This window comes from Streptomyces viridiviolaceus (genome assembly GCF_014650995.1).
Lineage (GTDB): Bacteria > Actinomycetota > Actinomycetes > Streptomycetales > Streptomycetaceae > Streptomyces > Streptomyces viridiviolaceus.
This window is the reverse complement of the sequence record NZ_BMWA01000051.1, coordinates 1-25,284: the sequence shown is the minus strand read 5'-3', so window position 1 is coordinate 25,284 and position 25,284 is coordinate 1. Positions and strand designations below refer to the sequence as shown.

Genomic DNA, 25,284 nt, shown 5'->3' with positions numbered 1-25,284 from the left:
GGGGCCTACCCGGGGGACACCCCGGGTAGGCCCCTCCGACGTCCGCGTTCACCTGCCGGACCCGCCGCATGATCACCTCCTGCCGGCCATCCGAGAGGCGCACCCCGGCGTCCCGCCACCGCCATCTCAGCGGGCGCCTCCGGCTCCCCGCCCCATGCCCGGACCAACGAGCACGGCGGGTGATAGTCACATGATCGACCGGACAAGTCCTAGCTAGCTCGCCTGGCCCTGGAGAACGCCTGACACACCGCCGCGCGGCCGGTGCCGCCCTGCGGATCCGGTCCGACCCGGTCAGGGCCGGTCAGGGCCGGTCAGGGCCGGTCCGACCCGCTCCGAGCCGACCGGGCGCCGGTCAGTCCTCCCGGCCGGCGTCTGCGACCCGCACCAGATGCACGGCCGTGCTCGACCAGTCGCCCACCGGCAATCCGAGCCGCAGCCCGTAGGCCTCCAGGACCGCGGCGTGATGAACGGCGCCCGTGCGCGCGTCCCGGTACCGGGCGCCCGGCGTGAGTCCGCGCAGCCGCACCGGCGCGTCCGGTACACCCCGGCCGGGGCCGCGCCGCCACGCCAGGACCAGCGTCTCGGCGCCGTCGCCGGCGGAGTACTGCACCACGGTGGGGCCCTCGCCACGCGGTCCGGCCGGCCGGTACAGATCGCCGTGCTGCACGAGGTGGCGCACCCTCTTGTACTCGGCGACCAGCTCCGCGCCCTCGGCGAGTTCCTCCTGCGACCAGCGGTTCAGGTCGCCCCCGATCCCGAGCAGTCCTGCCATCGCCGCGTGGAAGCGGTACCGCAGCGGGACCGTGCGGCCGGTGAACTGGTTGGGCACGTCGGTGACCCACGCGGACATCACCCGGGCCGGCAGCACCTGGCCGAATCCGTCCTGGATGACCAGCCGGTCCACAGCGTCGGTGTTATCCGACGTCCACGCCTGGTCGGTCCGGCGCAGGATGCCGAGGTCCGCGCGCCCCCCGCCGCCGCTGCATGTCTCCACCCGCAGCCCGGGATGGTCGGCGCGCAGCCGGTCCAGGATGCCGTACAGGTTATGTACGTATCCCGTCCACAGCCGGTCGTGACCGTCGGGCTGCCCGGACCAGCCGGCCTCGCTGAAGGCCCGGTTCATGTCCCACTTGAGGAAGTCCACGCCGGCTTCTGCCACCAGCCGGGCGAGCCAGTCGTGGGCCCAATCGGCGACGTCGTCGCGGGCGAAATTCAGCACGAGCTGGTTGCGCAGCTCACTGCGCGTCCGGCCGGGGATGTGCAGCACCCAGTCGGGGTGCGCGCGGTACAGGTCGCTGTCGGGGTTGACCATCTCCGGCTCTACCCAGACGCCGAAGCGCATGCCGAGTCCGTGCACCCTGTCGGCCAGCGGACCCAGGCCGCGCGGGAACCGTTTGGGAGCGGGGGTCCAGTCGCCGAGACCGGCGTGGTCGTCGCGGCGCGTGCCGAACCAGCCGTCGTCGACGACATACAGCTCCACCCCGAGCGCGGCGGCCCGCTCGGCCAGCCGAAGCTGGCTCGCCTCGTCGACGTCGAAACCGGTGGCTTCCCAGGAGTTGTAGAGGACCGGGGCCGTCTCCCACGCGTGCGGCAGGACGTGCGCACGCGTGTAGGCGTGCCAGGCGCGGCTCGCGGCGCCGAAGCCGCCGTCCGTGAACAGCCCCGCGAAGACCGGGGAGGTGAACTCCTCGCCCGGCGCGAGCGGCACCGACGTGCCGTCGTGGCCGACGCCCCCGGTGAACCCGGCTCGCCCGTCGTGCGTGCGCTGGAGGGTGACGCGCCAACTGCCGCTCCAGGCCAGTGCGGCGCTCCACACCCTGCCGTGCTCCTCGCCCGCGTCGCCGTCGTCCAGCATCACCCAGGGACTGGCGTGGTGGCTGGTGATTCCGCGCCGGCTGGTCAGCACCGTCTCGCCGTGAGGGAGGGGCTCGCGGCGCAGCCGGCTCTCCGCCGCCCACTGCCCGGTGACGTGGCTGATCCGGTAGTCGGGCAGCGCGGGCAGCGACCACGCGGCGGAGTCGGCCCGCAGCAGGTCCACGTGGCTCTCGCCGGCGTTGCGCACCACAGTGTGGCGCTCGATGACGTCGGTGTCCTCGCGGACGGTGTAGTGCAGGGCGACGTGCACCGGGTGGAGCCGGTCGCGGAACTCCAGCACCAGCTCGGCGGTGCCCGGCGCCGGTTCGAGGACGCGGTGTCCGGTCGGCTGCCACTCGAAGGCGCGGGAGCCGTCCGCGTATCGGACCTGCAGGGAGGGCGGCCCGTACCGGGTGCCGCCGTCGACCGGCAGTTCCTCGCCGACCGGTGCCCGGCCCTCGAAGCTGCTCGCCGGCTCGCCGTCGGGCACGAGCAGGTCCCCGGCCTGCGCCACGGTCAGCTGGGGCCCCCACGCCACGTGCCGGGGGGCACCGGTGTCGTCGACGCGCAGGACGTAGGACGTGCGCGGGGTCGACAGGACCCAGAGCCCGGTGTCGGGGACGCGGGAGATCATCGGCATCAGGCCTCACGTGGTTGCGGCGTCGGGACGGGAGGGGAGGGCGCGGACGGGTCGGCACTGCCCGGAGAAGAGCCGAAGACCAAACATGGCCTTTGATCTAACGTCAAAGGACCCTCTGTGAAGGTCATTTGAAAGCAGACCTGGCATGACAGTCAACCTTCGAGAGAATCTTGTTTCTTTCATTGACAGCGGAAAATAAGCCGCCTAGGTTCCGGGCCATGTCCTCGCCCCCTCGTGCCGAGACGTTCCCGGCCCACACGCCGGCCGCCTCGCAGATCTTCGTCACCGCCCTGTCCCAGGGCCCGCTCACCCGGCTGGAGCTGGCCCGGCGGGCGGGGCTGTCCCCGGCCGCCGTCACCAAGGCCGTACGGCCCCTCATCGAGGCCGGCTACCTGGTGGAGAGCGCCGACCAGGACGCCCGCCCGGCGCTGGGCAGGCCGGCCAGCCTGGTGTGCGTGGACGGCGGACGGGCCCTGTTCGTCGGGATCAAGGTCACCGGCGACGAGGTCATCGGGGTGCTGACCGACCTGTGCTGCCGAGTGCTGTTCGCCCGGCGGCTTCCGCTGGCCGACCGCGCGCCCCAGGCGGTGCTGACCACGCTTGCCGGACTGACACAGGAACTGATGGCCGAGGCGGACGGCCTGGGCGTCCACGTGGTGGGCGCGGGCCTCGCGGTCTCCGGGGACGTGGACCGCGGGGAGGGCATGGTGCGGTACTCGCCGTTTCTGGAGTGGCGCGAGGTCCCGCTCGCCGAACTGGCCGCGGCGACCACGGGCCTGCCGGTCACCGTCGACAACGACGTGCGCGCCCTGACCGTCGCCGAGCAGTGGTTCGGCGCGGGCGTGGGCCTGTCCGACTTCGCCCTGGTCACCGTCGGCGCCGGCATCGGCTGCGGCCTCGTTGTGCACGGCCAGGTGGTCGCCGGGGCACACGGTGTGGCCGGCGAGATCGGGCACGTGACCGTTGATCCCGCCGGGCCCCTGTGCCACTGCGGCAACCGCGGCTGCGTCGAGGCCGTCGCGGGCGACGCCGCTATCGTCGCCCGGGTACGCGCCGCCACCGGAGTTCAGGTCGCCGACGCCGTGGAGGCCGCTGCGCTGGCCCACGACGGCATCCCCGGCGCGCAGGAGGCGTACGCCAGGGCCGGCGAGGCCATCGGCCGGGGCATCGCCACCGTGGCCAACCTGCTCGGTCCCGAACGCGTGATCATCTCCGGCGAAGGCCTGGCCGCCTACGACCTGTTCGCCGAGCAGATCCGCGACTCCTTCGCGGCGGCCGCGTTCGGCTCCGCCGCCCGGTGCGACGTACAGACCCGCCCGCTGCCCTTCGAGGAATGGGCGCGTGGGGCCGCCGCCACCGCCATCCAGTCCTTCATCGCATCAGGACCGCACCAGTGAGCGCACCCAGAAGACCCGAGTCCCCACGGGACCAGCACGCACGAGGAGCCACCATGACGCAAGCGAGCCGCCCCACCCCGGCCGCTCCCGGCCCCGGACGCCGGGGGGTCGTCGGCGGTCTGTTCGGCCTGACGGCCGCCGCACTGGCCGCGCCCGTCCTCACCGCCTGCGGCGGCGGACCCTCGGCCGACCCGAAGACGGTCACCTTGGGCTCCAACGGCGCCGACGCCACCCCGAAGTCCGCCTACGCGGCCCTCACCAAGGCCTTCGGCGAGCAGTCCGGCCTGAAGGTGAAGACGAACACCGTCGACCACGACACCTTCCAGAAGAGCATCACCAGCTACCTCCAGGGCACCCCCGACGATGTCTTCACCTGGTTCGCCGGGTACCGCATGCAGTACTTCGCCAAGAAGGGCCTGGCCGCCCCGGTCGACGAGGTGTGGGAGAAGATAGGCGACGGCTTCGGCGAAGCGACCAAGCAGCTCTCCCGCGGCGAGGACGGCAAGTACTACTTCGTGCCGCTGTACAACTACCCGTGGGCGGTCTTCTACCGCAAGAGCCTCTTCGCCGAACGCGGCTACGAAGTCCCGCGCAGTTGGGACGAGTTCATCGCCCTGGCCAAGCGCATGCGGCGGGACGGCCTCTCCCCGGTCGCCTCCGGTTACGGCGGCGGCGACAGCTGGTCGGTCCTCGGCGCCTTCGACTACCTGAACCTGCGCGCCAACGGCTACGACTTCCACATGTCGCTGCTGCGCGGCGAGACCTCCTGGACCAACAAGCGCACCGCCCGCGTCCTGGACCTGTGGCGCGAGCTGACCCCCCACTACCAGAAGAGCGGCGGCGGCCGGTCCTGGCAGGACGCCGCCCAGTCGCTGCTGGACAAGAAGAGCGGCATGGCCGTCATTGGCCTCTTCCTGGGCCAGCAGGTCACCGACGAGAAGATCCGCGCCGACCTCGACTTCTTCGCCTTCCCCGAGATCGACCCGGCGCACGGCCAGGACGCCGTGGAGGCCCCCACCGACGGCTTCATGCTCAGCCGCAAGCCCAAGAACCAGGACGGTGCCAAGAAGTTCCTGGCCTACCTCGGCGGCGCGAGCGCGGAGGAGACGTACATGGGCGTCGACCCGAGCAACCTCGCCGTCCACCAGGACGCCGACACCTCCTCGTACAGCGCCCTCCAGAAGAAGTCCGCCGAGCTGATCGCCTCCGCCAAGCACATCAGCCAGTTCGCCGACCGCGACAGCGACCCCGGCTTCATCTCCACCGTCGTCCTGCCCGGCCTGACCGAGTGGCTGGGCCACCCGGACGACGGCACCGCCACGCTGAAGAAGATCGAGTCGCAGCGCTCGCGCTTCTTCACCGCCTGAGCCGCCCGGACCGCACCCATGCCCCCCGCATCCTCCTCCCCCTCCCGCCTGGGCCTCGGCGACCGCCTCTTCCTGGCGGCCGTCATCGGCCTGCCCCTGCTGGCGCTGCTGATCTTCGTCTGGCTGCCCGCGCTCGCCTCGATCGCGCTGTCCTTCACCACCTGGGACGGCATCGACCTGTCCGGCATCCACTGGACGGGCGTCGAGAACTACACCCAGATCTTCACCAACTACCCGCCGTTCTGGCCGGCCGTCGGCCACAACGTCCTGTGGCTGCTGTTCACGGCGCTGCTGCCGACCCCGTTCGGCGTCTTCCTCGCCTACCACCTCGACCAGAAGATCCAGTTCACCCGCTTCTACCAGACCGCGATCTTCCTGCCGATGGTGCTCTCGCTCGCCGTCGTCGGCTTCGTCTGGGAGATCATCTACGACCCGGACACCGGCCTGCTCAACAGCCTGCTGGGCGCCGTCGGCACCGACCAGCACATCGACTGGCTCGGCAACCCGGACCTCAACCTCTGGGCCGTGCTGATCGCCTCCGCCTGGCGCCACACCGGCTACATCATGATCCTCTACCTGGCCGGCCTGAAGAGCTTCGACCCGGCCCTCAAGGAGGCCGCCGCCCTCGACGGGGCGAACGGACGCCAGACGTTCTTCCGCATCGTCCTGCCGACGCTGAAACCGGTCAACGTCATCATCATCGTGGTCACGGTGATGGAGTCGCTGCGCGCCTTCGACATCGTCTACGTCCTCGGCGGCGGCACCGGCAGCAAACCCGGCATGGAACTGCTCTCCCTGCTCATCACCGACAACATCATCGGCGAGTCCGGCCACATCGGGTACGGCTCCGCGCTCGCCGTGATCCTGCTCCTGGTCTCCCTGGCCGCGATCGGCGCGTTCCTCGTGCAGACCTTCCGCAAGGAGGACGCATGACGACGACCACCCCCCGCCCCGCCCCCTCCGCCCGCGCGAAACGCCCGGCGGCCGAGGCCGCCCGGCCCGTCCGCCCGCGCCGCGACACCGGCCGCCACCTGCTGCTCGCCACGGTGTCGGTGGCCTGGCTGGTGCCGCTGCTGTGGGCGGTGTACACCTCGCTGCGCCCCTACGAGGACACCGCCAAGCACGGCTACTTCTCCTGGCCGCGCGGCCTGAGCCTCGCGAACTTCACCGACGCCTGGTCCCAGTCGGGCATGCCGCACTTCCTCTTCAACAGCCTCCTCATCACCGTCCCCGCCGTCCTCGGCACCCTGCTGTTCTCCGCAGCCGTCGCCTTCTTCGTCACCCGCTTCGACTTCCGCCTCAACCTCGCCCTGCTGATGCTGTTCACCGCGGGCAACCTGCTGCCCGCCCAGGTGCTCATCACCCCCCTGTACCGCCTCTACCTCCTTCTCCCCCTGCCCTGGTGGATGAGCGACAGCCTGCTGCTGTACAACTCCGCCTGGGGCATCATCGTCATCCACATCGCCTACCAGTGCGGCTTCTGCACCTTCGTCCTCAGCAACTACATGAAAACGATCCCGAAGGAGATCACCGAGGCCGCCCTCGTCGACGGCGCCCCGGTGTGGCGGCAGTTCTTCCAGATCGTGCTGCCGCTGTGCCGCCCGGCCTTCGCCGCGCTGGCCACCCTGGAGTCGATCTGGATCTACAACGACTTCTTCTGGCCGCTCACCCTCATCGAGACCGGTGACAAGCGGCCCATCACCTCCGCCCTGGCCAACCTCCAGGGCGCCTACTTCACCAACCCCAACCTGATCGCGGCCGGCGCCCTGATGACCGCGATCCCCACGCTGCTGGTGTACTTCACCCTCCAGCGCCAGTTCATCAGCGGGCTCACCCTCGGTTCGGGCAAGGGCTGAGCCGCCCCTCCCCGCCCCACTTCCCATCCCCTGGAGGTACGACCCATGCGGTCATCCTCGTACACCGTCCTGCCCGCGCGCGGTCTGAGAACCGCCGCCGCGCTGGCCCTGGCCGCCGGCCTTGCGACGGCCGCCCCGGCCGCCCAGGCCCAGGCCCGGGCCGACACCGGCACGGGCACCGGTGCCGGCACCGCGTCCTCCGCCCTCGCCGCCAAGCCCTACATGGGCTGGTCCAGCTGGAGCATGCAGTCCTCGAAGTACCCGGGCCTCAACCCGGACGGCGACTACAGCTACCTCACCGAGGCGAACGTCCTCAAGCAGGCGGGCGCCCTGGCCGCCAAACTCAAGAAGTACGGCTACGAGTACGTCAACATCGACGCCGGCTGGTGGCGCGACAAGGACTGGAAACCGGGCTTCGACCGCTACGCCCGGCAGAAGGCCGACCCCGTCCGCTTCCCGCGCGGCATGAAGCCCGTCGCCGACGACCTGCACGCCAAGGGCCTCAAGGCCGGCATCTACCTCCCCGTCGGCCTGGAGAAGGAGGCGTACAACGACGGCAAGTCGCCGATCTGGAACGCCGAGGGCTGCACCACCGCTGACATCGTCTACGACGACCTGCGCACCACCAACGGCTGGGACAGCGCCTACAAGATCGACTTCTTGGACCCCTGCGCACAGAAGTACATCGACTCCCAGGCGCAGATGTTCGCCGACTGGGGCTACGACTTCCTCAAGCTCGACGGCGTCGGCCCCGGCTCCTTCAAGAGCGGTGACAACTACGACAACGTCGCCGACGTCGCCGCCTGGCAGAAGGCCATCGCCGCCACCGGCCGGCCCATCCACCTCGAACTGTCCTGGTCCCTGGACATCGGCCACGCGGCCGACTGGAAGAAGTACTCCCAGGGCTGGCGCATCGACACCGACGTCGAGTGCTACTGCAACACCCTGGTGAGCTGGGAGAACTCCGTCGACGACCGCTGGGCCGACACACCCGCCTGGACCCGGCACGCCGGCCCCGGCGGCTGGAACGACCTCGACACCCTGAACGTCGGCAACGGCGAGATGGACGGCCTCACCAAGGCCGAACGGCAGAGCTACGCCACCCTGTGGGCCATCGCCAAGTCCCCGCTGTACACCGGCGACGACCTCACCCGCCTCGACTCCTACGGCCTGTCCCTGCTGACCAACAAGGAGGTCATCGCGGTCAACCAGGGCGACACCCCACCCGCCCGCCTGGTCACCGCCTCCGACCCGCAGCAGGTGTGGGCCGCGAAGAACCCCGACGGGACGTACACCGTCGCCCTGTTCAACCTCGCCGACGCCCCCGCGGCCGTCACCGCCGACTTCTCCGCCCTCGGCTTCACCGGCCGGGCCGCCGTCCGCGACCTGTGGAACCACGAGAACCTCGGCACCTACCGCGACAGGATCACCCAGGCGCTGCCCGCCCACGGCTCCCGCCTGTTCACCCTCACCCCGAAGGGCGCCGCGGCCGTCTCCCTGACCGGCTACGAGGCCGAGTCCCGGGACAACACCCTCGGCGGCAGCGCCTCCATCGCCGACTGCTCCACCTGCTCCGACGGCAAGAAGGTCGGCAACCTCTACCTCGGCGGCAAGCTCACCTTCAACGACGTCGTGGTCCCCGAGGCGGGCACCTACCAGGTGCGGATCTCCTACGTCAGCGGCGACTCCCGGTCGGCGTCCGTCTCGGCGAACGCCGGCGGCGCGGCGCGGCACACGTTCGCCTCCACCGGCGACTGGGGGACCGTGTCCACCGCGACCGTCCCGGTCCAACTCAAGGCCGGTGCGAACACCATCACCGTCGACAGCGGCTCCGACTACGCGCCGGACATCGACCGGATCGACGTACCTAAGTCGTCCTGACCCCCGTACGGGGGGCCCGGTCCGCCCCCGCCGGGTCCCCCTCCTTCCCCCGCCCAGGAGCCGCCATGGACACCCGCACCCCCGAACCCGGCAACGAGCCCAGCAGAAGAACCCTGCTCTCCCTGGCCACCACCACGCTCGCTGGCGCCCTCGGCGCCCTGCCCGCCTTCACCGCCTTCGCCGCGCCCACCCGCCCCGCCGAGGAACCGGCCGAACGGACCGACTCCCGGCACGTCCTGTGGTGGCAGGCCCCCGGCGACGCACACTCCATGATCGAACAGGGCCTGCCCGTTGGTAACGGCCGCCTCGGCGCCCTCACCGGCAACGACCCCGGCCGCGAACTCCTCCTGATCACCGACGCCACCCTGTGGACCGGCGGCCTCAACGACACCCTCGACGCCGACGGCCAGTTCCCCTACGGCCGCGACGACTTCGGTTCCCTCACCCTGCTGGCCCGGCTCACCGTCGACCTGCCCGACCACGACCTGGGCGCCGTCTCCGGCTACCGCCGCACCCTCGACCTCGACCGGGGCGTGGTTACCGGCAGCTACGTCCGCGACGGGGTGACGTACGGGCGGGAGGCCTTCGCCAGCCGCCCCGACGACGTGATCGTCGTCCACTTCACGCAGAGCGGCGGCGGCCGCTACACCGGCACCGTCACCCTGGAGGGCACCCACGGCGAGGACCCAGCGGTCTCCTTCGGCGCCGCCTTCCCGAACGGGCTGCGCTACGGGGCCGCCGTCACCGCACACGGCAGCGGCGGCCGGGTCACCGTGCACCGCGACCGCATCGACGTCGCGGGCTGCCGGGAGTTCACCGTGATCGTCGGCGGCGGAACGAACTACGCGCTCGACGCGGAGACCGGGTACCGCGACCCCTCCCTCGACCCGGTCACGCTGGCCCTCACCAAGGTCCGCGACGCCGCCGCCCACCCCGCCCGCGTGCTGCGCCGCACCCACATCGCCGACCACCAGGCCCTCTACCGCCGCTTCGGCCTCGACCTGGGCGCCTCCACCGACCGGCAGCGCGAGCTGGACACCTGGGAACGCCTCAACCTCCGCCACACCAGCGACACCCCCGACCCTGAACTGGAGGCCGCCTACCTGCACTTTGGCCGCTACCTGATGATCGCCGGGTCGCTCGGCAGCCTCCCGATGGGCCTGCAGGGGCTCTGGCTGGACGGCAACGACCCGGACTGGATGGGCGACTACCACACCGACATCAACATCCAGATGAACTACTGGATGGCCGACCGAACGGGCCTGTCCCCGTGCTTCGACGCCCTCACCGACTACTGCCTCGCCCAGCTCCCCGCCTGGACCGACCTCACCCGCCGTCTGTTCGGCGACCCCCGCAACCGCTACCGCAACTCCTCGGGGAAGACCGCCGGCTGGACGGTCGCCATCTCCACCAACCCCCATGGAGGAAATGGCTGGTGGTGGCACCCGGCGGGCAACGCCTGGCTGTGCAACAGCCTCTTCGAGCACTACGAGTACACGCTCTCCCGCGCCCACCTGGAGCGCATCCACCCGCTACTCAAGGGCGCCTGCGAGTTCTGGGAGGCACGGCTGCTAACCGCCGCCGCCCCCGACGGCAGCGGTCAGGTCCTCATCGCCGACAGCGACTGGTCACCCGAACACGGCCCACTGGACGCCAAGGGCATCACCTACGCCCAGGAACTGGTCTGGACGCTGTTCGGCAACTACGCCCGCGCGGCGGCCGAACTGGGCCGCGACCGCGAGCACGCCGCCCGGATCACCGCCCTGCGCGAGAAGCTGTACCTGCCCGAGGTCAGCCCGAAGACCGGCTGGCTCCAGGAGTGGATGTCACCGGAGAACCTCGGAGAGACCACCCACCGCCACCTCTCCGGGCTGGTCGGCCTCTTCCCCGGCGATCGCATCCGGCCCGACGGCTCCACCCCGAAGGAGATCGTCGAGGGCGCCACCGCCCTGCTCGCCGCACGGGGTACGGAGAGCTTCGGCTGGGCCAACGCATGGCGCGCCCTGTGCTGGGCCCGCCTGAAGAACGCCGACATGGCGTACCAGCTCATCGTCAACAACCTGCGGCCCTCCGCGGGCGGCGGCAACGGCACGGCCTTCAACCTCTTCGACATCTACCAGACCGAGCCGGGCCGGGGCATCTTCCAGATCGACGCCAACTTCGGCACCCCGGCCGCCGTCAGCGAGATGCTCCTCTACTCCCGCCCCGGCCGTCTCGAACTCCTCCCCGCGCTGCCCGCAGCCTGGGCGGACTCCGGCTCGGTCACCGGCCTGCCGGCACGCGGCGCCTTCACCGTCGACCTGGCCTGGAAGGACGGCGAGCCGACATCGATCCGGGTCTCCAGTACCGGGGGACGCGAGACGACGGTCGCCTTCCGCGGCACCTCCCGCACGGTCAGGCTGAAACCGGGCGAGTCCGTCACGCTGAAGGGGCTGGGCCGATGAGGGCGGCCCGGCTCACGGGCGCCGCCGTCCTGGCCGCGGTGTTTCTCGTCCCCGCCGCTCCCGCCCCGGCGGCCCCGGCGGATACGCATTCCGTGGTGACCTGGGGTGCCAGCGCCGACCGGATCGGGGACGGGGCGCCCGACCGCGCCTACCGGCTGGTCGTCCGAACCAGCGCGGGCGGCGACGACCTGCGGGTGCGGCTCTCCAACGCCTTCGGAGACCGGCCGCTGACCCTGGACAGCGTCTGGGCCGGCACCCGGGAGACGGGCGCACGGCTGGTTGCCGGCAGCAACCGGCGGCTCACCTTCGGCGGCGCCCGGTCCGTCACCATCCCCGCCGGGGGCACAGTGTACAGCGACGCGCTGCCCGGCCGCCTGCCCGCTGGGGCCGACCTCGTCGTCAGCCTGCACAGTCCCGACGCGGCCGGTCCCGCGACCGGGCACGGCATGGCGATGCAGACCTCGTACACCGCCCAGGGCGACCATACCGCCGAGGAGGGCGCCGAGAACTGGACGGGCACCACCGGCTCCTGGTTCTACCTGGACGCCGTCACGGTCCGCACCCCCGCCCGGACCGGTGCCGTGGCCGCGCTCGGCGACTCGATCACCGACGGCTGGCAGTCCAGCGGCGACCTGAACCGCCGCTGGCCCGACTACCTCGCCCGCCGCCTGGAACGGGCCGGTTCCGACATCCGGGGAGTCGCCAACGAAGGGATCTCCGGCAACAAGGTCCTCGCCGACGGCGCCGGGCAGAGCGCCCTCAACCGCCTCGACCGGGACGTGCTGTCCCTGCCGGGCGTGCGCACGGTGTTCCTCTTCGAGGGCGTCAACGACCTCAAGGCCGACAGCGGTGTCACCACCGCCGACCTGATCGCCGGCTACCGGCAGGTCATCGCCCGCGCCCACGCGGCCGACATGTGTGTGGTCGGCGCCACGATCGCCCCGTTCAAGGGCTGGTGCGAGTGGAACGCCGCCGCTGAGGCGGTGCGCGAGGGGGTCAATGAATTCGTCCGCACCAGCGGTGATTTCGACGCGTTCACGGACTTCGACCGCATCCTCCGCAGTCCCTACGACCCCGCACGGATGCTGCCCGTCTTCGACGGCGGCGACCATCTCCACCCCAGCGACAAGGGCATGCAGGCGATGGCGGACGCGGTGGACCTGTCCGCCCTGGACTGCGACCGTACGTCCCCCTGAGCCCTGCTTGGGAGACGGCCGCCGTGTGCGACGGCCGTCGGCTCCCCGGTGGCGGTACGTCATATCGCGGACCAGCGGAAGCGGGGGCGGCCGACGCGGAGGAGGGTCTCCCGGTGAGCCATGCGCGGCCACGGTGTTCGCCACCCACCGCCGTCCGGGTCCGGCCATCAGCTTGCGCGACGTGTGTCCGGACACTGGGTTCGCCCGGCTGTTGTACGGGCAGGCCCGCGCCCTGCTGGACGAGCACACCGCCGTCGGCGGCACGCCCGGCACCGGGTGGGACCTGCATGAGTGGCGGCATTCGAGCCTGACTCACCTCGGCGAGGCCGGGCGAGCCTGCTCATGCTGATGGCGAAGTCTCGACGCAAGAGGCCGGCGAACGTGCGGAAGTACTTCCACCCCTCCCTGGCGGCGACGATCACCAGCGGCGTCGGCGAGCCGGGGTGCCCGACGAGGTCGGGCAGGTGTCCAAGCCTCGCCTGGCGTTAGGCCTGCTGGACCGGCTGGCCGCACAGGGCTTGGCGGTGCCGGTGATCGTGGCCGATGCCGGCTACGGCCGCAGCGTCTCCTTCCGGCTCGCACTGGAAGAACGCGGCTGGTCCTACGTCATGGCCGTCGACCCCAAGGAGATCGCCCGGCCAGCCACGGCCGAGCCATATCAGCCCGAGTACGGCGGGCTGGGGCCGACCACCCTGCCCCGCTATCGCGACACGGCCCAGCCCCTGCCGACGTTCGTCCAGCCCGGCACACCGTTCGAGGACGTCGCAGCAGCACCCCGGCGAGCCGCTGGAGGAGTACCTGCGCCGCGGCGGGCTGGCCGGCCGGTTCGGCAAGGCGATGCCGCAGCAGATGCAGTCCGCCCTCGCGGACGTCGCCCAGGCCCTGCTGCTGCCCGGCACCGTCGGTATGGCGATCGGCCAGATCACCGGCTCCCTGGTGGGAGCCTTGCGGGAACGGCGGCAGACCGTGCGTGCGCTCGCCGGGTGCTGGCGGCTCGCCGACCTCCTGGAGGCCGAACCGATCTGGACGCGCTGTCCTTCTACCCGCACCTGCTCGCCTGGGAGCTCACGCGGCTTTGGTCGGCAAGCGCGTGATGCCGGTGATCCTGCTGGACACCTTCGAGGACGGCGACTGTACCCACCGCGACCTGGAACGCATGATCCAGCGCGTGGTGTGGCTCATGCCGAACGCGTTCTTCATCATCACCGGCCGCTCCCGCCTGCAGTGGGCCGAACCCGCGCTCCAGGGCCAGCTCGACTACACCGGGCCGGCCGCCTGGCCCGGCCTGGTAGCCCACACCGTCCCCCACGCCCGCACCGCAGCTGGCGGGAGGCAGGTCCTGGTCGGCGACTTCTCACCTGAGGACTGCGACGACTACCTCACCCGCCGGCTCGCCCGCGACGGCCAGCCCCTCATCCGCAGCGAGATCCGGCAGGTCATCACGAGCCGGTCGCACGGCCTGCCGCTCTACCTGGACCTGTCGGTGATGCGGTTCCTCGAGATCCGCCGCACCGGCCGGGAGCCGGCCCCCGCCGACTTCGACCACGACTTCCCCGCCCTGATCGCCCGCACCCTGTCCGACCTCACCCCGGACGAACGGCACGTCCTGCGCTCCGTCAGCCTGCTGGACGCATTCGACCTCACCCTCGCCACCGCGGCCGCGGGCCTGACCCACCAGGCCCGAACTCTGCGGCGCAGTACGACTCCCAGCTGCTGTGCCCGAGGGGGAGCCAGACGCGGGCGGCGTGCGCGTCGCGGACCCGGGCGGCGAGCACCGCCACGGAGCGCCGGAGTCGTCCATCGCCTCGCGCAGCCCGGCCGTCATCTCCCGGGCGCGGGCCACGGTCAGCGGCGGCCGCGCCGGTTCGACGCTGTGCTCCTGGTCCTCGGTGTGCCCGCCCACGACTCCATCGTCCTCCGCGCCGGCGGGCCGGGCCAGGCCGTACTACGGTCGCGAGTTCGTGAGCGGCCTTGCAGGACGCCGTATTGCTCCATTGCGATGGAGGCGCGATCAACAGCGTCGGGCCGGGGTGTGGTCGCCCCGGTCGGGCTGCTTCTAGGCTTGGTCGGCCCACACTGGAGTGCTGTCCCCCTGCACGTGCAGGGTCGGCGAGTGCTCCCGGTATTCCCACTGTGTCGAGTCGTGCGGTACTACCCAGGCTTTGGTCTGGAAGGCCTGAACGGGTGTCAGCTCAGCGGTGCAGGCGTTAAGCGGGCTGATTCGGGTGGTCCTGGCTGGGACGGTGACGGTCACCGAGGTTCCCCAGGGGGCGGGACAGGGCTGCTCCACGGCGGCTTGGACATAGGCGAGCTTCGCCTTCACCCTCATTGGCTTGCCCGAGGTGTTCGTGAACTGCACGAGGAAAACCATCGTCGCCTCGTGGGTGACGATCAGGCACGGCTTCCACGACACTGTTCCCGCGCTGCGCAGTTTTCCGCATCGGTGATTCCCTTTCAGGCCGTCAGGCTCGGTGGAGGCAACAGCGCCGGGCCCGCCGACGTCCGTGGCAGGCGTGCTCGGTGACGCCGACCTGTCCGGGCCCTTGCCGGCCGGGGCCGGCTTCCCGTCGCCCGGCCACGCCCACATGCCGATCGCCACGGCCGCGGCGGCGGTGAGCGCTCCTGCCCCGATCCACCTCTTCCTCGCCGGGCGGGATGTCTCGGCGATTTCCCCCGCCACGATCACGGCGGGTTCCGGCTCTGCCCCAACTGCTGCGCTGGGTGCCGCAGGCGAGACTGCAATGGTGACGGGTTCGGCCAGCAGCAGTTCAGCGGGGCCCGGCGCGGTGACTGCGATCGGTTCGACGTTCGCCTGGAGCGCGACGGGTTCTGCGGGTTCTGGCTCAGCCGCTCCGCTCGATGCGACGGCCGCTGAAATTCCGATGGGTTCTTTAACGATCTGCTCGGGGGAGTACACGTAGCTGCTCTCCCCGACCCGGCGGCGCCACCCGCGTCCAGCCGTCTCCTGGAGCCTGTGCGCCAGATCGGCGATCTCCCGGCCAATCATCGGTAACCGCTTCGCATTGTCGGGTGCATGCGGTTTGAGTGCTCGTGCGATGGCCGCGCTGTCCTCCACGCTGGGCAGCCGGTTGTGCTTGGTGCCGGGAAGGAGTTGCCTGCGCCCGCGGAGCCAGTACGACAGCATCGGCCCGTCGATCGGCGCACGCGACGTCCACTCTGGTGTCGCTCGCTCCTGCTCCAGCGCCCTGACCAACACCTTGCGTGCCGGCCTGCCATTCAAGACCGGCTCCTCCACACACGCTGCCCATGCATCCAGTGCCTGCACGAGGCCGTGTGCGAGGTCCGCGAACTCATCCCTTTGTTCCCCCGTCATCGGCTTCCCTTCCGATGGACTCTTCGTTGCAGTGCAACGGAGAAGCAGCAGGTTACGGAGGTGCAAGTTGCGCTGCAAATCTCCGATTCTCTTGCACTGGTGTTCCCCTCATCCGGCTGCGGCACATTCGGTTCCGGCAGCGCGGAACGTCCGGCCGCCGCCCCTCAACGGGGACCTACAACAAGCAGGAGAACCATCACCATGAACAAGATCAGGAGTGCTTTTGCAGCGACTGCGGCCACGGCCGTACTCGCCACCGGAGCGGTCACCACGATGGCCGCTCCGGCCGCTGGTGCCTCGTCGGCTCCGCACTCCGCCGCTGCGGCATCCCGCGTGGCTCTGGTGTTCGTGAAGAACGCTAAGGACCCTTCCGACTCAAGGCTGCAGGTCTGGAACGGGAGGACGCACATCACCACGTTCCGTGCCGGCTCCGGTCTGGGAACGGCCGCCAACTACAAGAAGGAGGAAGGAAAGAGGTATCGAAACGACTGTGCTAGCAATGCCGGGTGGCTTCCCAACGGCACGTACAAGCCGACCACCTTCGAAATCGGCCGGAACAGCAAGATCAAGGGCTACGCTATTGGTCTGCCCAACAAGAAGTGCCGCACTGGCAAGGTCTGGCGCACCGACCTGTTCATCCACAGTGAGATGACGAAAGACAGGAAGCAGGGTCCGCGTAACGGCACCGACAGCCCGCAGCGCTGGGACGGCGTCCAGGACTACAAGTCCTGGGGTTGTATCAAGCTCCATCCCGACCACATCGCCAAGCTGTTCAGTTACATGAACAAGCACGGGCGTGCCGTCTTGCTCACCGTGCGCTGAACCGCCCCGTAGTCAAGTCTCCCGATACAACGCCGAACGGCGCGTCCCGGTATCTGCGAGGGCCTGCGATTCCGGGGTCGGGTCGTAGCCACGGGTGGGCTATCCGAGCCAGACGATGTCCAGGACGGACAGGTGCTGCATCGCGCGGTCGCGAAGAAGACGACGGACAACGGGCCGACGGACGCAATGCACACGCCCCCGAGGACCGCGTCGCAGTACACCTCCCAGCTCGGATAGCCGAAGGGCGCCCAGACGCGGGCGGCGTGCGCGTCGCGGACCCGGGCGGCGAGCACCGCCACGGAACGCTGGACGTCGTCCATCGCCTCGCGCAGCCCGGCCGTCATCTCCCGGGCTCGGGCCGCAGTGAGCAGCGGCCCGCGCCGCTTCGACACCGTGCTCCTGGTCCTCGGTGTACTCGCCCACGGCTCCATCGTTCTCCGGACCGGCGGGCACCGCCAAGGCGTGCAGGAGCACGGGTCGCGAGCTTCACCTCACAGGCTCATAGTTCACCTCGTCTACCTGGGGAAACGGCCTATGAGCCTGCCAGCCTCACAGCGTGACACCGAGCGCGGGGCGGGTCTGTCACGCTGATCCGCAACGGCGGCCGCGGATGCCGTCGCCCGAGCCGAAGGGGACCAGGTGGCGGGGATCGAGCGGGAGCTGGCGGAGGCGCGGATACCCAAGGCGGCGCTGGACGCCTTCGCCGCGGGACTGAGCGTGCGCACGATGACGACATCGGTGGGTCTTCTCCGGGGATGCTGCCCGACGCGACGCCGCCGTTGGCCTGACCCGCGAAGCCCCTGGCCGGCGCACGGACGGCGGAGGTCGGCGTGGCTCGGGCGGTCCCGGGTCGTTGAGCATCCGGCCGGGCCGTAGCCCTGTGGCGGGGCGCTGACCGCCGTAGCAACGCGAACGAGGACGAAGAAGCCCGCCCACGATCCGACGTATGGCTACGACCCGGAGACGAAGACGGTCCGGATCGGCCAGCACGACCTGGCGCGGCTGCTGCTGATGTTCCGCAAGCTGATGCGCGAGCAGCCGCCCGGCAAGTGGAAGCACATGGACGACTACGACCTGTCCTTCGAACGCCTCGCGGATGCGGTCGATGCCAGCTCGCAGATCCGGTACGGCAAGCGCTGGACGGGTCCCGATCTGCGGATGCGCTGCACCACGACCGAGCCGGTCTACGACTGGCCCGGCGGCGCACCGTACGACGGTGAGGCGACATTCACCTGGCTCGTACCGGGCTACGGCTCGCACACCACCAAGGACGAACTCTTCCGGGGAGTCACACACCAGGCCCTGCGCGGGTTCAGCTGGGCGAAGGGCGACAGGCCGCGCCGGGTGGAGGGGCTGCCGGACTGTCCCGAGTGCCGGCGCGAGGTCCAGCTCGGTGCCGAACTTCTATGATCGGCGCCAGTAGCCGGATGGCCTACGCCTCGGGCCCCGGTCGGACGGGAGACGAAGGTGAGTTCAGCCTGCCCCCTCTCGTCGGACGCCTGCGTACCCCGACCGGTCCGCCGGCGGCCGCCGGTCCCAGGACCAAGCGCTCCGGGCCCCTGCGGCGCAGGTATTCACCCGTTCCACCGCTGGCGGTTGGCGGTGCCGTCATCCTCGCTTGCCGACTTGGCCGGAAGCCCTGCCGCGGCCACGAAGGCAGCTGCCCGCCTTTCGGCCCGCCGGCACAGGTCGGCAGCTCACGCCCCCGACCACTGCCCATTCCCCCACGCACAATCACACGGTTCCACGAGGAGGAACACCGCGCATGTCCAGGTCCCCACACCTGCGCCGTCTGACCGTAATCGCCCTCGGCATGACCACCGCCGTCACCCTCACTGCCTGCAGCACCAGCGAGGAAGGAGGCAGCGAGCGCGAACGTCGCCCCTGAGGGCCTCATCACGCAGCAGGCGGCCCAGAAGGTGGTCGACACCTACGAGCAGGTGAACAATCGCGCGAACGCGAAGCGAGACGCGAAGCTGCTGGGCACGGTGGAAGCCGGACAGGTCCACGAGCAGTCCAAGGCGGACTACAAGCAGTGGGCGATCTGGTCGAAGGCGAACCAGAAGGACTACACGGAGCCTTTCTAGTACAAAGATCGCGAGTACCTGATCCCAGCTGCTGACAGCGGTGCGACCTGGTTCGCTGTCAAGACCCGTACCAGAGACGCCCCAAGGGTGACGGCGCACTGATGATCTTCGACAAAGTCGGCGGCACCTACAAGGTGACAATGTCGCTCTACGCCGACGAGGCCCCGATACCGGAGATCGCCGTCGACGAGCACGGCTTCATCACGCCGGCCGACCCGTCGAAGAAGGTCGGCGCACTCGCCCCAGACCAGCTCGACGACTACTACGAGGACTTCTTCAAGACGGGCGGCAAGGAGAAGGCCGCGAAGACGTTCGCCTCAGCCAAGGCCTCCAAGGGCTCAATCGAGGTACGAGGAGGGCCCCGACGACGACTTGGAGGGATACGCGACCGAGAAGTACTTCACCAAGACCCCGGCGCACCCGAAGGTGTACGCGCTGAAGCTCGCCAACGGGAGCACGCTCGCACTCTTCCCGACCGCGCACACCAGCGAGCTCATGCTCAAGCCGCAGTACATGAACAGCTTCGACATCACCCCCAGCGAAGACGAAGCCCTCTACGACCCCTCCAGGCGGGATGTCGTCACCGACGAGTTCCAAGGCCAGGCTCTCGCCGTACTGGACCCGAAGGCCAAGCCCCGCGTGACCACCACCGAATACCGGATGGTCGACTCCCGATGAGCGCCTGCCTTCAGAACTACACAACGGTTTGACGTCCGAACCGCTTCGCTGACGCACGACGTTGACGGCTGCGACTTCACCCGCCGGTGTCGCCGCCCGAAGGCAGCGGGGCTTGATTGCAGGTCAGACACCGCATGTCATTTGGTGTCAACCCCGGCCGACTGGCGCACGGCCCGCGAGAACGTCGGCGAGAGCCTCGTCCTGCCGACGTCGATCTTCGGGCCGTGCGCGGCCTGACCCGTGGAAGATGCCGACGAGGCGGTTGCCGACCTGGCGGAGGGCGGGGTAGTCGGCCTCGCGGGCACGCTGTTTGTCGTAGTAGCGGCGGGCGCCGGGCGAGACGCGCAGCGCGGAGAACGCCTGACGATGGAGGGCGTCAGCGAGACGGTTGGTGCGGACGTAGCGGGCCTGGACGGTGTGACTCTTGCCGGAGGCTCGGGTGACGGGGCTGGTGCCGACGTAGTTCTTGCGTGCCTTCGCGGTCGCGTAGCGGGTGGGGTCGTCTCCGAACTCGGCGAGCACCCGGGCACCGGTGATCTCTGCGATGCCGGGCATCGAGAAGTAGATCTCAGCGTCCGGGTGCGCGAGAAAATGCGCTTTCACCTGTACTTCCATCGCGGCTATCTGCTCGTCCAGCGCGGTGATCAGCCGAGCGTGGGCAATGGCGGCAGCCGCGTAGGCGGCGGTGACCGGCTCGGGCAGGCCGAGCTGCGGCTCACGCAGGGCGTTCTGGATCGTGGCCGCCTTCGCGTCACGGTTGTGACGGCGGCGGCGGGCCAGGACCGTGGTGATCTGGGTGCGGGTCAGCTTCCCCTCGGCCGCGGGGGTGGGCGCCTTGACCAGGAGTTCCAGGGCGTCTGTGCTGGTCAGTTCCAGGTCCGCGTAGGCGGCCAGGGCGGCGGGGAAGTGCTCGCGCAGCGTGGTCCGCAGCTGCTGGAAGGGGCGGGTGCGTTCCCAGGTCAGGATCTGGTAGGCGCGGGCAACGACTCTGACAGTCTGGGCCTGCTAGCTGTCCCCGGCCACCGGTCGCAGCTGATCGTCGATACGGACCAAGTCGGCCAGCTCGTGCGCGTCGCCTTGTCACTCTTGGCGCCGGACGTGCCGTACCGCTCCTTGAAGCAGGCGACCTGCCGCGGGTTGATCGCGTGGACCTGGTAGCCCAAGGCGATCAGGCCCTGTACCCACGAGCCACGGTCCGTCTCGATCCCCACGCTCACCCGTCCTGGATCTCGACGTCGTGGTGGTCTGCGGCCCAGTCATCGCCGATCAGCAGCAACACGTACTCCTCATCCGGTGGTTCGGTTGTCGTGCAGCCTCCGGAAGGCGCGGCACACGGCCTAATGGATCGAGTGCTCACGCCACCAGGGCGGGCACGCCACCCCATCAGTGGTCCGGCCTCCCGGCCGACCAGCAGGGGCACGGTCTGACCTCAGAAGGCACGTGCTTCAGGCGATGAAAGTGCTCACCTGCTGGCGGCTACGGCACCGAGTCTCTACGACCCGGCATGTCCCATTAGGCGATGAACTGGGCGAGCACCAGCCGCCTCCCGCCGGCGATGCCCACCTGCCCTGGAGCTTGGCCCAGGCTGACCTGAACAGTGCATGACGCGTGACGACGGAGCCGCAGCCTCGTTGGACAGCGCGCTCCATATGCCGGGCCCCAGGACTTCATGGCTGATCCCCCGGGGCCCGTGGTGTGTCCGGAGCCGGTCAGGACCGGTCGCCGGCTTCGGCGGTCGGCCACGCCGTCCGCGCTCGCCGATCCTTGTGCGGATAACCACTCTCCGCGCACGCGGCACGAGCGCGACTGGACCGTCGCTGGTACCGGGCGGCACCGGGGCGATGCGGAGAACCGCCACGACAGGCGCGGCCAGGGCAACGCGGCCGGCTGCGCGGGGCAGGGCAACGGGTACGGGTGGGGCTGGCCGGGTCTCACTGCGTGAGGAGCTTGAGACGCCCCGCGACGATTCCCGCCGATCGCCTGTAGCGGCGGGTACGATCCGCTACGCTGACCTTATGGCGAAGAAGCAGATCAACGTCCGCGTGGACGAAGACGTGTACGCCGGGATCGAGGAGCGCGCGGCCGCGGTCGGCCTGGAGGTGACCGAGTACGCCCGTCAGGTCCTCGCGGACGAGGCGAACGATCTGCGGCACCGGTTCCTCAACGCGGGCGCGCACTTCACTGCAGAGTGGGGCGACCACTTCGCAGAGCGGTTCGGCCACCCCGCGCCGGCTCAGGGTGAGACGCGCGGGCAGGCCGCGTGATCCTGCACATCGACCGTGCGTGGCTGCTGGACCTCGCCCATCGCAGCCTTCCCGGTGACCCGGACATCACCGACTTCGGCAGTCTCCAGGCCGCCGTGGCACGGCACGCCGACAAGGTGATGGACAGGCCCGTGTACGCCGAGATGCACCACCGGGCGGCAGCGCTCATGCACCAGCTGATCCGGTGCCCGGCGCTGGAGTACGCCAACGAGCTGTTCGGAGCAGTCGTCGCGGCCTCGTACCTGACGGCGTCCGGCGCCGTGGTGACGGCCGACTTCAAGCAGGCAGGGGACCTGGCCGAACGGATTGCCCGGGACGGCCTGGGCGTGCGCGAGGTCGCGGAAGAGATCAAGGGATGGACCGCTCGGCCCAGAGGCTGAGCGGTGCAGTCTGTACGAACGGCGGCAGTGGCCGCTGGGCGGCTGGATGTACTGGGTGGGCGTGCCGATGTGAGTCAACGACGGACCCAGCGAACGAGTCGAGCCGCGCGAGTACCGCGTCTGGCTGACGGCGGAGCAGGCACAGCCGGTCGACGGAGTCTCGTACGACCAGGTCCCCACCACCCCCCTGCCGCCCGACCCGGAAACCCCGGACGACGGCCAGTGGGGTGGAAAGTACAGCGCATGCAGCCACAGGGAGGACGGCCCGGCTCGGTCGTCGTGCACGTCTGGGACTGTCCCGAGGCGCCGGCCAGGTGCCCGGAGATTGACGCGTTCGAGGCGCTGGAGGTGCTAGTGGGCAGCGGCGTGATGTGACGTGCGAAGGGCCGTCGGCCAGGAGGGCTGTGGTGAGCATGAACCTCGAGGAGCTTACGCAGCAGGCGCTGCGCATCCATGCGCTGTATGACGTGATGAACCGTCGCGAGCGAGAGCGGACGTGGACGCGGGAAGAATTCATGCTTGGGTTCATGGGCGACGTTGGTGATCTGGCCAAGCTGGTAATGGCTGAGGAGGGTGCCCGGCAGATGCCCGGGGGCCGTGCGTCGCTGGAGCATGAGCTCGCGGACTGCCTGTGGTCGGTACTCGTCCTGGCTCACCTGTATGACGTCGATCTGGAGACGGCCTTTCGTCGCACGATGACGAACCTCGACACGGAGATCAGAGCACGGCTTGAGGGACCGGGAGCATCCTCGTGATCCGGCGGCAGCGCGGATCATCGGGAGGCGCTACCGTCCGGGAGCGGTAACCCCCTGCGTTACATGTCCTCGGCCAGCTACACACGCGGACGCGGCGGGTCACCGACCACTGTGGGAGGTGAAGTTGGCCCGCACAGTACCGGACGGAATGCCGCGGGCTGTGAGAGCGTCGTCGACTGCCTGCACGTACGGCCAGTGCGGCAGGCCCTGCGGCCAGGTCCGGGTCAGTCCGGGCGGTTGCAGCAGCACGGGCTTGTCACCTCCCAACGAGCGGGGTCGGGCAGGGGTTTCGCGTCCCTGGATACCGACGGCGCGTCGCCCCTCTGCGGAGCGGCGCGCCGTCCTGGTGCGGCTGGTGTACCGGCTCTCGGCCGGATCACGGGTCTCCGGCACGGCCAGCTGGTGTCAGTGCCGAGTACAGACCCTGTGGTCATAACGGTGCGGGGGCCGCGCCGGTCGAGGATGCGCCCGACGCGGATCCCGGCGAGGGCGGAGACGACGAGACCGAGGGAGAACGCCGCGGTGGTCGCCCCGGCCAGCCAGCCGGTCGCGGCGGTGATCTGGCGGTTGAGGACGGGGAAGGCGTAGTAGATGATGCCCCAGCTCACGATTTGCGTGGCGCAGAGGGCTGGTAGGGCAGCGCGGGGCCGCGACCGGTCCCCCGTTCCGGTCGCGGCCTCGCTGGTGAGCGTGTTGGTCATGTGGGGTCAGCAGCAGCCACTGGCTGCGGCGACGACACTGTGTCATCAAAGCTTGACGGGTACGCTCCAGGCCTCGGAGAGGAAGTCGGCGGGTAACGGGACGTGGCCGCCGGGGACAGAGGGCGTTGTGGTCCACCGGTTCCACGCGGCCCAGTTGCCCACCGGACACGCCATCGCCGTCGTCTCCGGCGGCAACCTCGACCGGCTATGCGGCGAGAGTCGCCAGCGTCTGCTGGGGTGCGGTGAGGATCGAAAAGTGGCCTTGGCCGGGATGGATGTGAAGGCGTGCGCCCGGTATCGCCGCGGCGAAGCGGCGGGCGTGCTGGAGCGGGACGGTGGTGTCGGCGTCCCCGTGGTGGATCGACGTGGGCACCCTGATCGACTCGAGGTCGAAACCCCAGGGTCGGGTCAGCACGCGCAGATCCTGCCCGACTCCCCAGCTGCCGCGGTGGAACGCTTGCAGGTAGTTGGTCAAGAAGGCCGCGCGCGCGTCCGACGGGGCGAGGGCACACCGGTCGCTGGCGGGCATCTCACTGGTCGCCAGGCGAAGGAACAGCCCGGGTGCCCGGCGCGCCAGCATGGCCAGGCGGCCCAGAAACCAGCCACCGAAGGCCGGAGCGTGCCGAGCGATCTGCAAGGACGCGCGCTGCCCGGCTGCCATCCCGCGGGTGGGCCAGGCAGGCGGGCCAAGGGGCGCGATGAGCAGCAGGCTGCGGACGCGGTCAGGCAGCTCGGACGCGCAGGCGGCCGCGAACGCTCCGCCGCCCGAGACGCCGAGCAGCGCCACCGAGCCGACGTCCAATGCGTCCAGGACCAGGGTGGCTTCCGCAGCCCAGTCCACGACCCGCGGCAGGCGACGGGCGTCGGTGCCGCCGATGCCGGGGCGATCCGGGGCGATGAGGCGCAGTCCGAGCGCGTGGGCCGCGCCCGCGAATCCGTACGCGGCCAGCCGGGAGTCGGCCAACCCGTGGCAGAACAGCACCGCAGGCGCGTCCGGCTCCCCCACCAGCTCGACCGCGATCACCCTGCCGTCGGCTCGACGCAGCTCCACTCTCCTATCGTCTCCCGTGACCTTGATCTGAGAGCTGCCTGAGCGGATTCCCAGGGGTTCTGCCGGTAGCCGACTGGGAGCCAGGGGCCGGTCCGGGGGCTGTGGCGGCCAGGAGCCGGCCCGGTGATGCTCTTCGACAGCGTCTGGACCAGCCCCTGGCTCCCCGACAGTTACGCGCAGGATTTCTGGAAATGCACTGAAAGTCATCGGATGGTCACAGTATGGGTCAACCCGAAAAAGCCAGGCTTTGATGGTCAAAGGTAAGCCTGAGTCCGACTCTGTCCGCCAGACGTCCAAGATCCACCGACACGCCTTGCTCTGGCCAAGGCACCCAGGCGGTTCGGCAGTGAGCCCCGCCCTCACAGCGCTATAGCACCGAACTCACCCCCACGAGTGACCCCGTCCCAAGATCGACCCCGTTGGCGAGCGGCCGATACGTAAACGCGGTGTGCCATTCGCTCAGAGACGGCTGGCCGCACAAGGCTATGACCGATGTCGGGCCGATGGGCGCCCGTGCGCCCGCTTGGCAGCCCGGACACTCTCCTCCAGTGCTGCCATCAGGTCCAGCGCCGGGGCA

General features: G+C 70.2%; 21 protein-coding genes and 4 pseudogenes. 19 read left to right on the top strand and 6 right to left on the bottom strand.

What is annotated here, in order from left to right; all coding sequences use genetic code 11:
• Positions 1 to 352 precede the first annotated feature (352 nt).
• Positions 353 to 2,494, bottom strand: coding sequence for an alpha-galactosidase (locus IE260_RS39650; RefSeq protein WP_189880793.1), 2,142 nt, complete (start codon positions 2,492 to 2,494; stop codon positions 353 to 355).
• A 218-nt stretch (positions 2,495 to 2,712) separates the two neighbouring features.
• Between IE260_RS39650 and IE260_RS39645 the strand changes: the two genes are divergently transcribed.
• The 9 genes and pseudogenes from IE260_RS39645 to IE260_RS42940 form a co-directional block, all read left to right on the top strand.
• Positions 2,713 to 3,891 carry an ROK family transcriptional regulator gene (locus IE260_RS39645; RefSeq protein ID WP_189880792.1) on the top strand — a complete coding sequence of 393 codons (1,179 nt, stop codon included), beginning with the start codon at positions 2,713 to 2,715 and terminating at the stop codon, positions 3,889 to 3,891.
• 53 nt (positions 3,892 to 3,944) lie between these two features.
• Positions 3,945 to 5,258, top strand: coding sequence for an ABC transporter substrate-binding protein (locus IE260_RS39640; RefSeq protein WP_189880791.1), 1,314 nt, complete (start codon positions 3,945 to 3,947; stop codon positions 5,256 to 5,258).
• A gap of 18 nt (positions 5,259 to 5,276) precedes the next feature.
• Complete coding sequence (locus IE260_RS39635) at positions 5,277 to 6,191, top strand: carbohydrate ABC transporter permease (protein ID WP_189880790.1); 915 nt, start codon at positions 5,277 to 5,279, stop codon at positions 6,189 to 6,191.
• Positions 6,188 to 7,114 (top strand): carbohydrate ABC transporter permease, encoded by a 927-nt coding sequence (locus tag IE260_RS39630; RefSeq protein ID WP_189880789.1) that lies wholly within the window; start codon positions 6,188 to 6,190, stop codon positions 7,112 to 7,114. The genes IE260_RS39635 and IE260_RS39630 overlap by 4 nt, the downstream gene beginning before the upstream one ends.
• Before the next feature lie 45 nt (positions 7,115 to 7,159).
• A complete protein-coding gene (locus IE260_RS39625) occupies positions 7,160 to 8,995 on the top strand; it encodes an alpha-galactosidase D (RefSeq protein WP_189880788.1) in 1,836 nt (611 codons plus the stop codon).
• Positions 8,996 to 9,060: 65 nt separating this feature from the next.
• Positions 9,061 to 11,439, top strand: a complete 2,379-nt coding sequence (locus IE260_RS39620) for a glycosyl hydrolase family 95 catalytic domain-containing protein (RefSeq protein ID WP_189880787.1) — start codon at positions 9,061 to 9,063, stop codon at positions 11,437 to 11,439.
• Positions 11,436 to 12,635 (top strand): SGNH/GDSL hydrolase family protein, encoded by a 1,200-nt coding sequence (locus tag IE260_RS39615; protein ID WP_189880786.1) that lies wholly within the window; start codon positions 11,436 to 11,438, stop codon positions 12,633 to 12,635. The genes IE260_RS39620 and IE260_RS39615 overlap by 4 nt, the downstream gene beginning before the upstream one ends.
• A gap of 133 nt (positions 12,636 to 12,768) precedes the next feature.
• A pseudogene (locus IE260_RS42385) lies at positions 12,769 to 13,124 on the top strand (hypothetical protein); the annotation flags it as partial.
• Positions 13,046 to 13,729 (top strand): annotated as a pseudogene (locus IE260_RS42940) (transposase); the annotation flags it as partial. The pseudogenes IE260_RS42385 and IE260_RS42940, both read left to right, overlap by 79 nt.
• A gap of 260 nt (positions 13,730 to 13,989) precedes the next feature.
• Here the strand turns inward: IE260_RS42940 and IE260_RS42935 are convergent.
• Both IE260_RS42935 and IE260_RS39600 read right to left on the bottom strand, forming a co-directional pair.
• Positions 13,990 to 14,538: a hypothetical protein gene (locus IE260_RS42935; protein ID WP_189880785.1), complete on the bottom strand. Its 549-nt coding sequence runs from the start codon at positions 14,536 to 14,538 to the stop codon at positions 13,990 to 13,992.
• Positions 14,539 to 14,691: 153 nt separating this feature from the next.
• On the bottom strand, positions 14,692 to 15,969 hold the full coding sequence (locus tag IE260_RS39600) for a hypothetical protein (RefSeq protein WP_189880784.1): 1,278 nt from the start codon (positions 15,967 to 15,969) through the stop codon (positions 14,692 to 14,694).
• 201 nt (positions 15,970 to 16,170) lie between these two features.
• Here IE260_RS39600 and IE260_RS39595 point away from each other — a divergent pair, with 201 nt between their 5' ends.
• The 5 genes and pseudogenes from IE260_RS39595 (at position 16,171) to IE260_RS43440 (ending at position 19,556) form a co-directional block, all read left to right on the top strand.
• A complete protein-coding gene (locus IE260_RS39595; protein ID WP_189880783.1) occupies positions 16,171 to 16,791 on the top strand; it encodes a L,D-transpeptidase family protein in 621 nt (206 codons plus the stop codon).
• 1,011 nt (positions 16,792 to 17,802) lie between these two features.
• A complete protein-coding gene (locus IE260_RS39590; protein ID WP_189880782.1) occupies positions 17,803 to 18,201 on the top strand; it encodes a hypothetical protein in 399 nt (132 codons plus the stop codon).
• Between the two features lie 355 nt (positions 18,202 to 18,556).
• Positions 18,557 to 18,679, top strand: coding sequence for a hypothetical protein (locus tag IE260_RS42740; protein ID WP_268255032.1), 123 nt, complete (start codon positions 18,557 to 18,559; stop codon positions 18,677 to 18,679).
• On the top strand, positions 18,627 to 18,878 hold the full coding sequence (locus IE260_RS43445; protein ID WP_465270562.1) for a DUF8094 domain-containing protein: 252 nt from the start codon (positions 18,627 to 18,629) through the stop codon (positions 18,876 to 18,878). Before IE260_RS42740 ends, IE260_RS43445 begins: the two co-directional genes overlap by 53 nt.
• 101 nt (positions 18,879 to 18,979) lie before the next feature.
• A pseudogene (locus tag IE260_RS43440) lies at positions 18,980 to 19,556 on the top strand (DUF8094 domain-containing protein).
• 147 nt (positions 19,557 to 19,703) lie between these two features.
• Here IE260_RS43440 and IE260_RS42375 read toward each other — a convergent pair.
• The gene (locus IE260_RS42375) at positions 19,704 to 20,159 is read right to left on the bottom strand and encodes a transposase (protein WP_229881784.1); all 456 of its coding nucleotides are present in this window, start codon (positions 20,157 to 20,159) and stop codon (positions 19,704 to 19,706) included.
• Here IE260_RS42375 and IE260_RS42370 point away from each other — a divergent pair.
• From IE260_RS42370 to IE260_RS39560, 5 genes are all read left to right on the top strand, one after another.
• Entirely contained in the window at positions 20,148 to 20,714 is a 567-nt protein-coding gene (locus IE260_RS42370; RefSeq protein ID WP_229881782.1) for a hypothetical protein, read from the top strand. The two genes, IE260_RS42375 and IE260_RS42370, sit on opposite strands and share 12 nt — an antisense overlap.
• Before the next feature lie 857 nt (positions 20,715 to 21,571).
• On the top strand, positions 21,572 to 21,820 hold the full coding sequence (locus IE260_RS39570) for a plasmid mobilization protein (protein ID WP_189880779.1): 249 nt from the start codon (positions 21,572 to 21,574) through the stop codon (positions 21,818 to 21,820).
• A complete protein-coding gene (locus IE260_RS39565; RefSeq protein ID WP_189880778.1) occupies positions 21,817 to 22,200 on the top strand; it encodes a fic family toxin-antitoxin system, toxin component in 384 nt (127 codons plus the stop codon). The genes IE260_RS39570 and IE260_RS39565 overlap by 4 nt, the downstream gene beginning before the upstream one ends.
• 3 nt (positions 22,201 to 22,203) lie before the next feature.
• A complete protein-coding gene (locus IE260_RS42930; RefSeq protein WP_308434745.1) occupies positions 22,204 to 22,575 on the top strand; it encodes a DUF6233 domain-containing protein in 372 nt (123 codons plus the stop codon).
• A 38-nt stretch (positions 22,576 to 22,613) separates the two neighbouring features.
• Positions 22,614 to 22,955 carry a MazG nucleotide pyrophosphohydrolase domain-containing protein gene (locus tag IE260_RS39560; RefSeq protein WP_189880794.1) on the top strand — a complete coding sequence of 114 codons (342 nt, stop codon included), beginning with the start codon at positions 22,614 to 22,616 and terminating at the stop codon, positions 22,953 to 22,955.
• 407 nt (positions 22,956 to 23,362) lie between these two features.
• On the opposite strand, the pseudogene IE260_RS42360 reads toward IE260_RS39560, so the two are convergent.
• Together IE260_RS42360 and IE260_RS39555 are read right to left on the bottom strand one after the other, a co-directional pair.
• Positions 23,363 to 23,656, bottom strand: a pseudogene (locus tag IE260_RS42360) (MFS transporter); the annotation flags it as partial.
• A gap of 205 nt (positions 23,657 to 23,861) precedes the next feature.
• The gene (locus tag IE260_RS39555; RefSeq protein ID WP_189880777.1) at positions 23,862 to 24,707 is read right to left on the bottom strand and encodes an alpha/beta fold hydrolase; all 846 of its coding nucleotides are present in this window, start codon (positions 24,705 to 24,707) and stop codon (positions 23,862 to 23,864) included.
• Positions 24,708 to 25,284 lie beyond the last annotated feature (577 nt).

Coding starts and splice junctions, on each gene's coding strand:
- IE260_RS39600 (WP_189880784.1), bottom strand. CDS start 15,969: ATGACGGGGGAACAAAGGGATGAGTTCGCGGACCTCGCACACGGCCTC.
- IE260_RS39560 (WP_189880794.1), top strand. CDS start 22,614: ATGAACCTCGAGGAGCTTACGCAGCAGGCGCTGCGCATCCATGCGCTG.
- IE260_RS39590 (WP_189880782.1), top strand. CDS start 17,803: ATGTTCCGCAAGCTGATGCGCGAGCAGCCGCCCGGCAAGTGGAAGCAC.
- IE260_RS39645 (WP_189880792.1), top strand. CDS start 2,713: ATGTCCTCGCCCCCTCGTGCCGAGACGTTCCCGGCCCACACGCCGGCC.
- IE260_RS42740 (WP_268255032.1), top strand. CDS start 18,557: ATGTCCAGGTCCCCACACCTGCGCCGTCTGACCGTAATCGCCCTCGGC.
- IE260_RS39650 (WP_189880793.1), bottom strand. CDS start 2,494: ATGCCGATGATCTCCCGCGTCCCCGACACCGGGCTCTGGGTCCTGTCG.
- IE260_RS39630 (WP_189880789.1), top strand. CDS start 6,188: ATGACGACGACCACCCCCCGCCCCGCCCCCTCCGCCCGCGCGAAACGC.
- IE260_RS39595 (WP_189880783.1), top strand. CDS start 16,171: ATGAACAAGATCAGGAGTGCTTTTGCAGCGACTGCGGCCACGGCCGTA.
- IE260_RS39640 (WP_189880791.1), top strand. CDS start 3,945: ATGACGCAAGCGAGCCGCCCCACCCCGGCCGCTCCCGGCCCCGGACGC.
- IE260_RS42370 (WP_229881782.1), top strand. CDS start 20,148: ATGCGCTTTCACCTGTACTTCCATCGCGGCTATCTGCTCGTCCAGCGC.
- IE260_RS39635 (WP_189880790.1), top strand. CDS start 5,277: ATGCCCCCCGCATCCTCCTCCCCCTCCCGCCTGGGCCTCGGCGACCGC.
- IE260_RS39625 (WP_189880788.1), top strand. CDS start 7,160: ATGCGGTCATCCTCGTACACCGTCCTGCCCGCGCGCGGTCTGAGAACC.
- IE260_RS39570 (WP_189880779.1), top strand. CDS start 21,572: ATGGCGAAGAAGCAGATCAACGTCCGCGTGGACGAAGACGTGTACGCC.
- IE260_RS39620 (WP_189880787.1), top strand. CDS start 9,061: ATGGACACCCGCACCCCCGAACCCGGCAACGAGCCCAGCAGAAGAACC.
- IE260_RS39615 (WP_189880786.1), top strand. CDS start 11,436: ATGAGGGCGGCCCGGCTCACGGGCGCCGCCGTCCTGGCCGCGGTGTTT.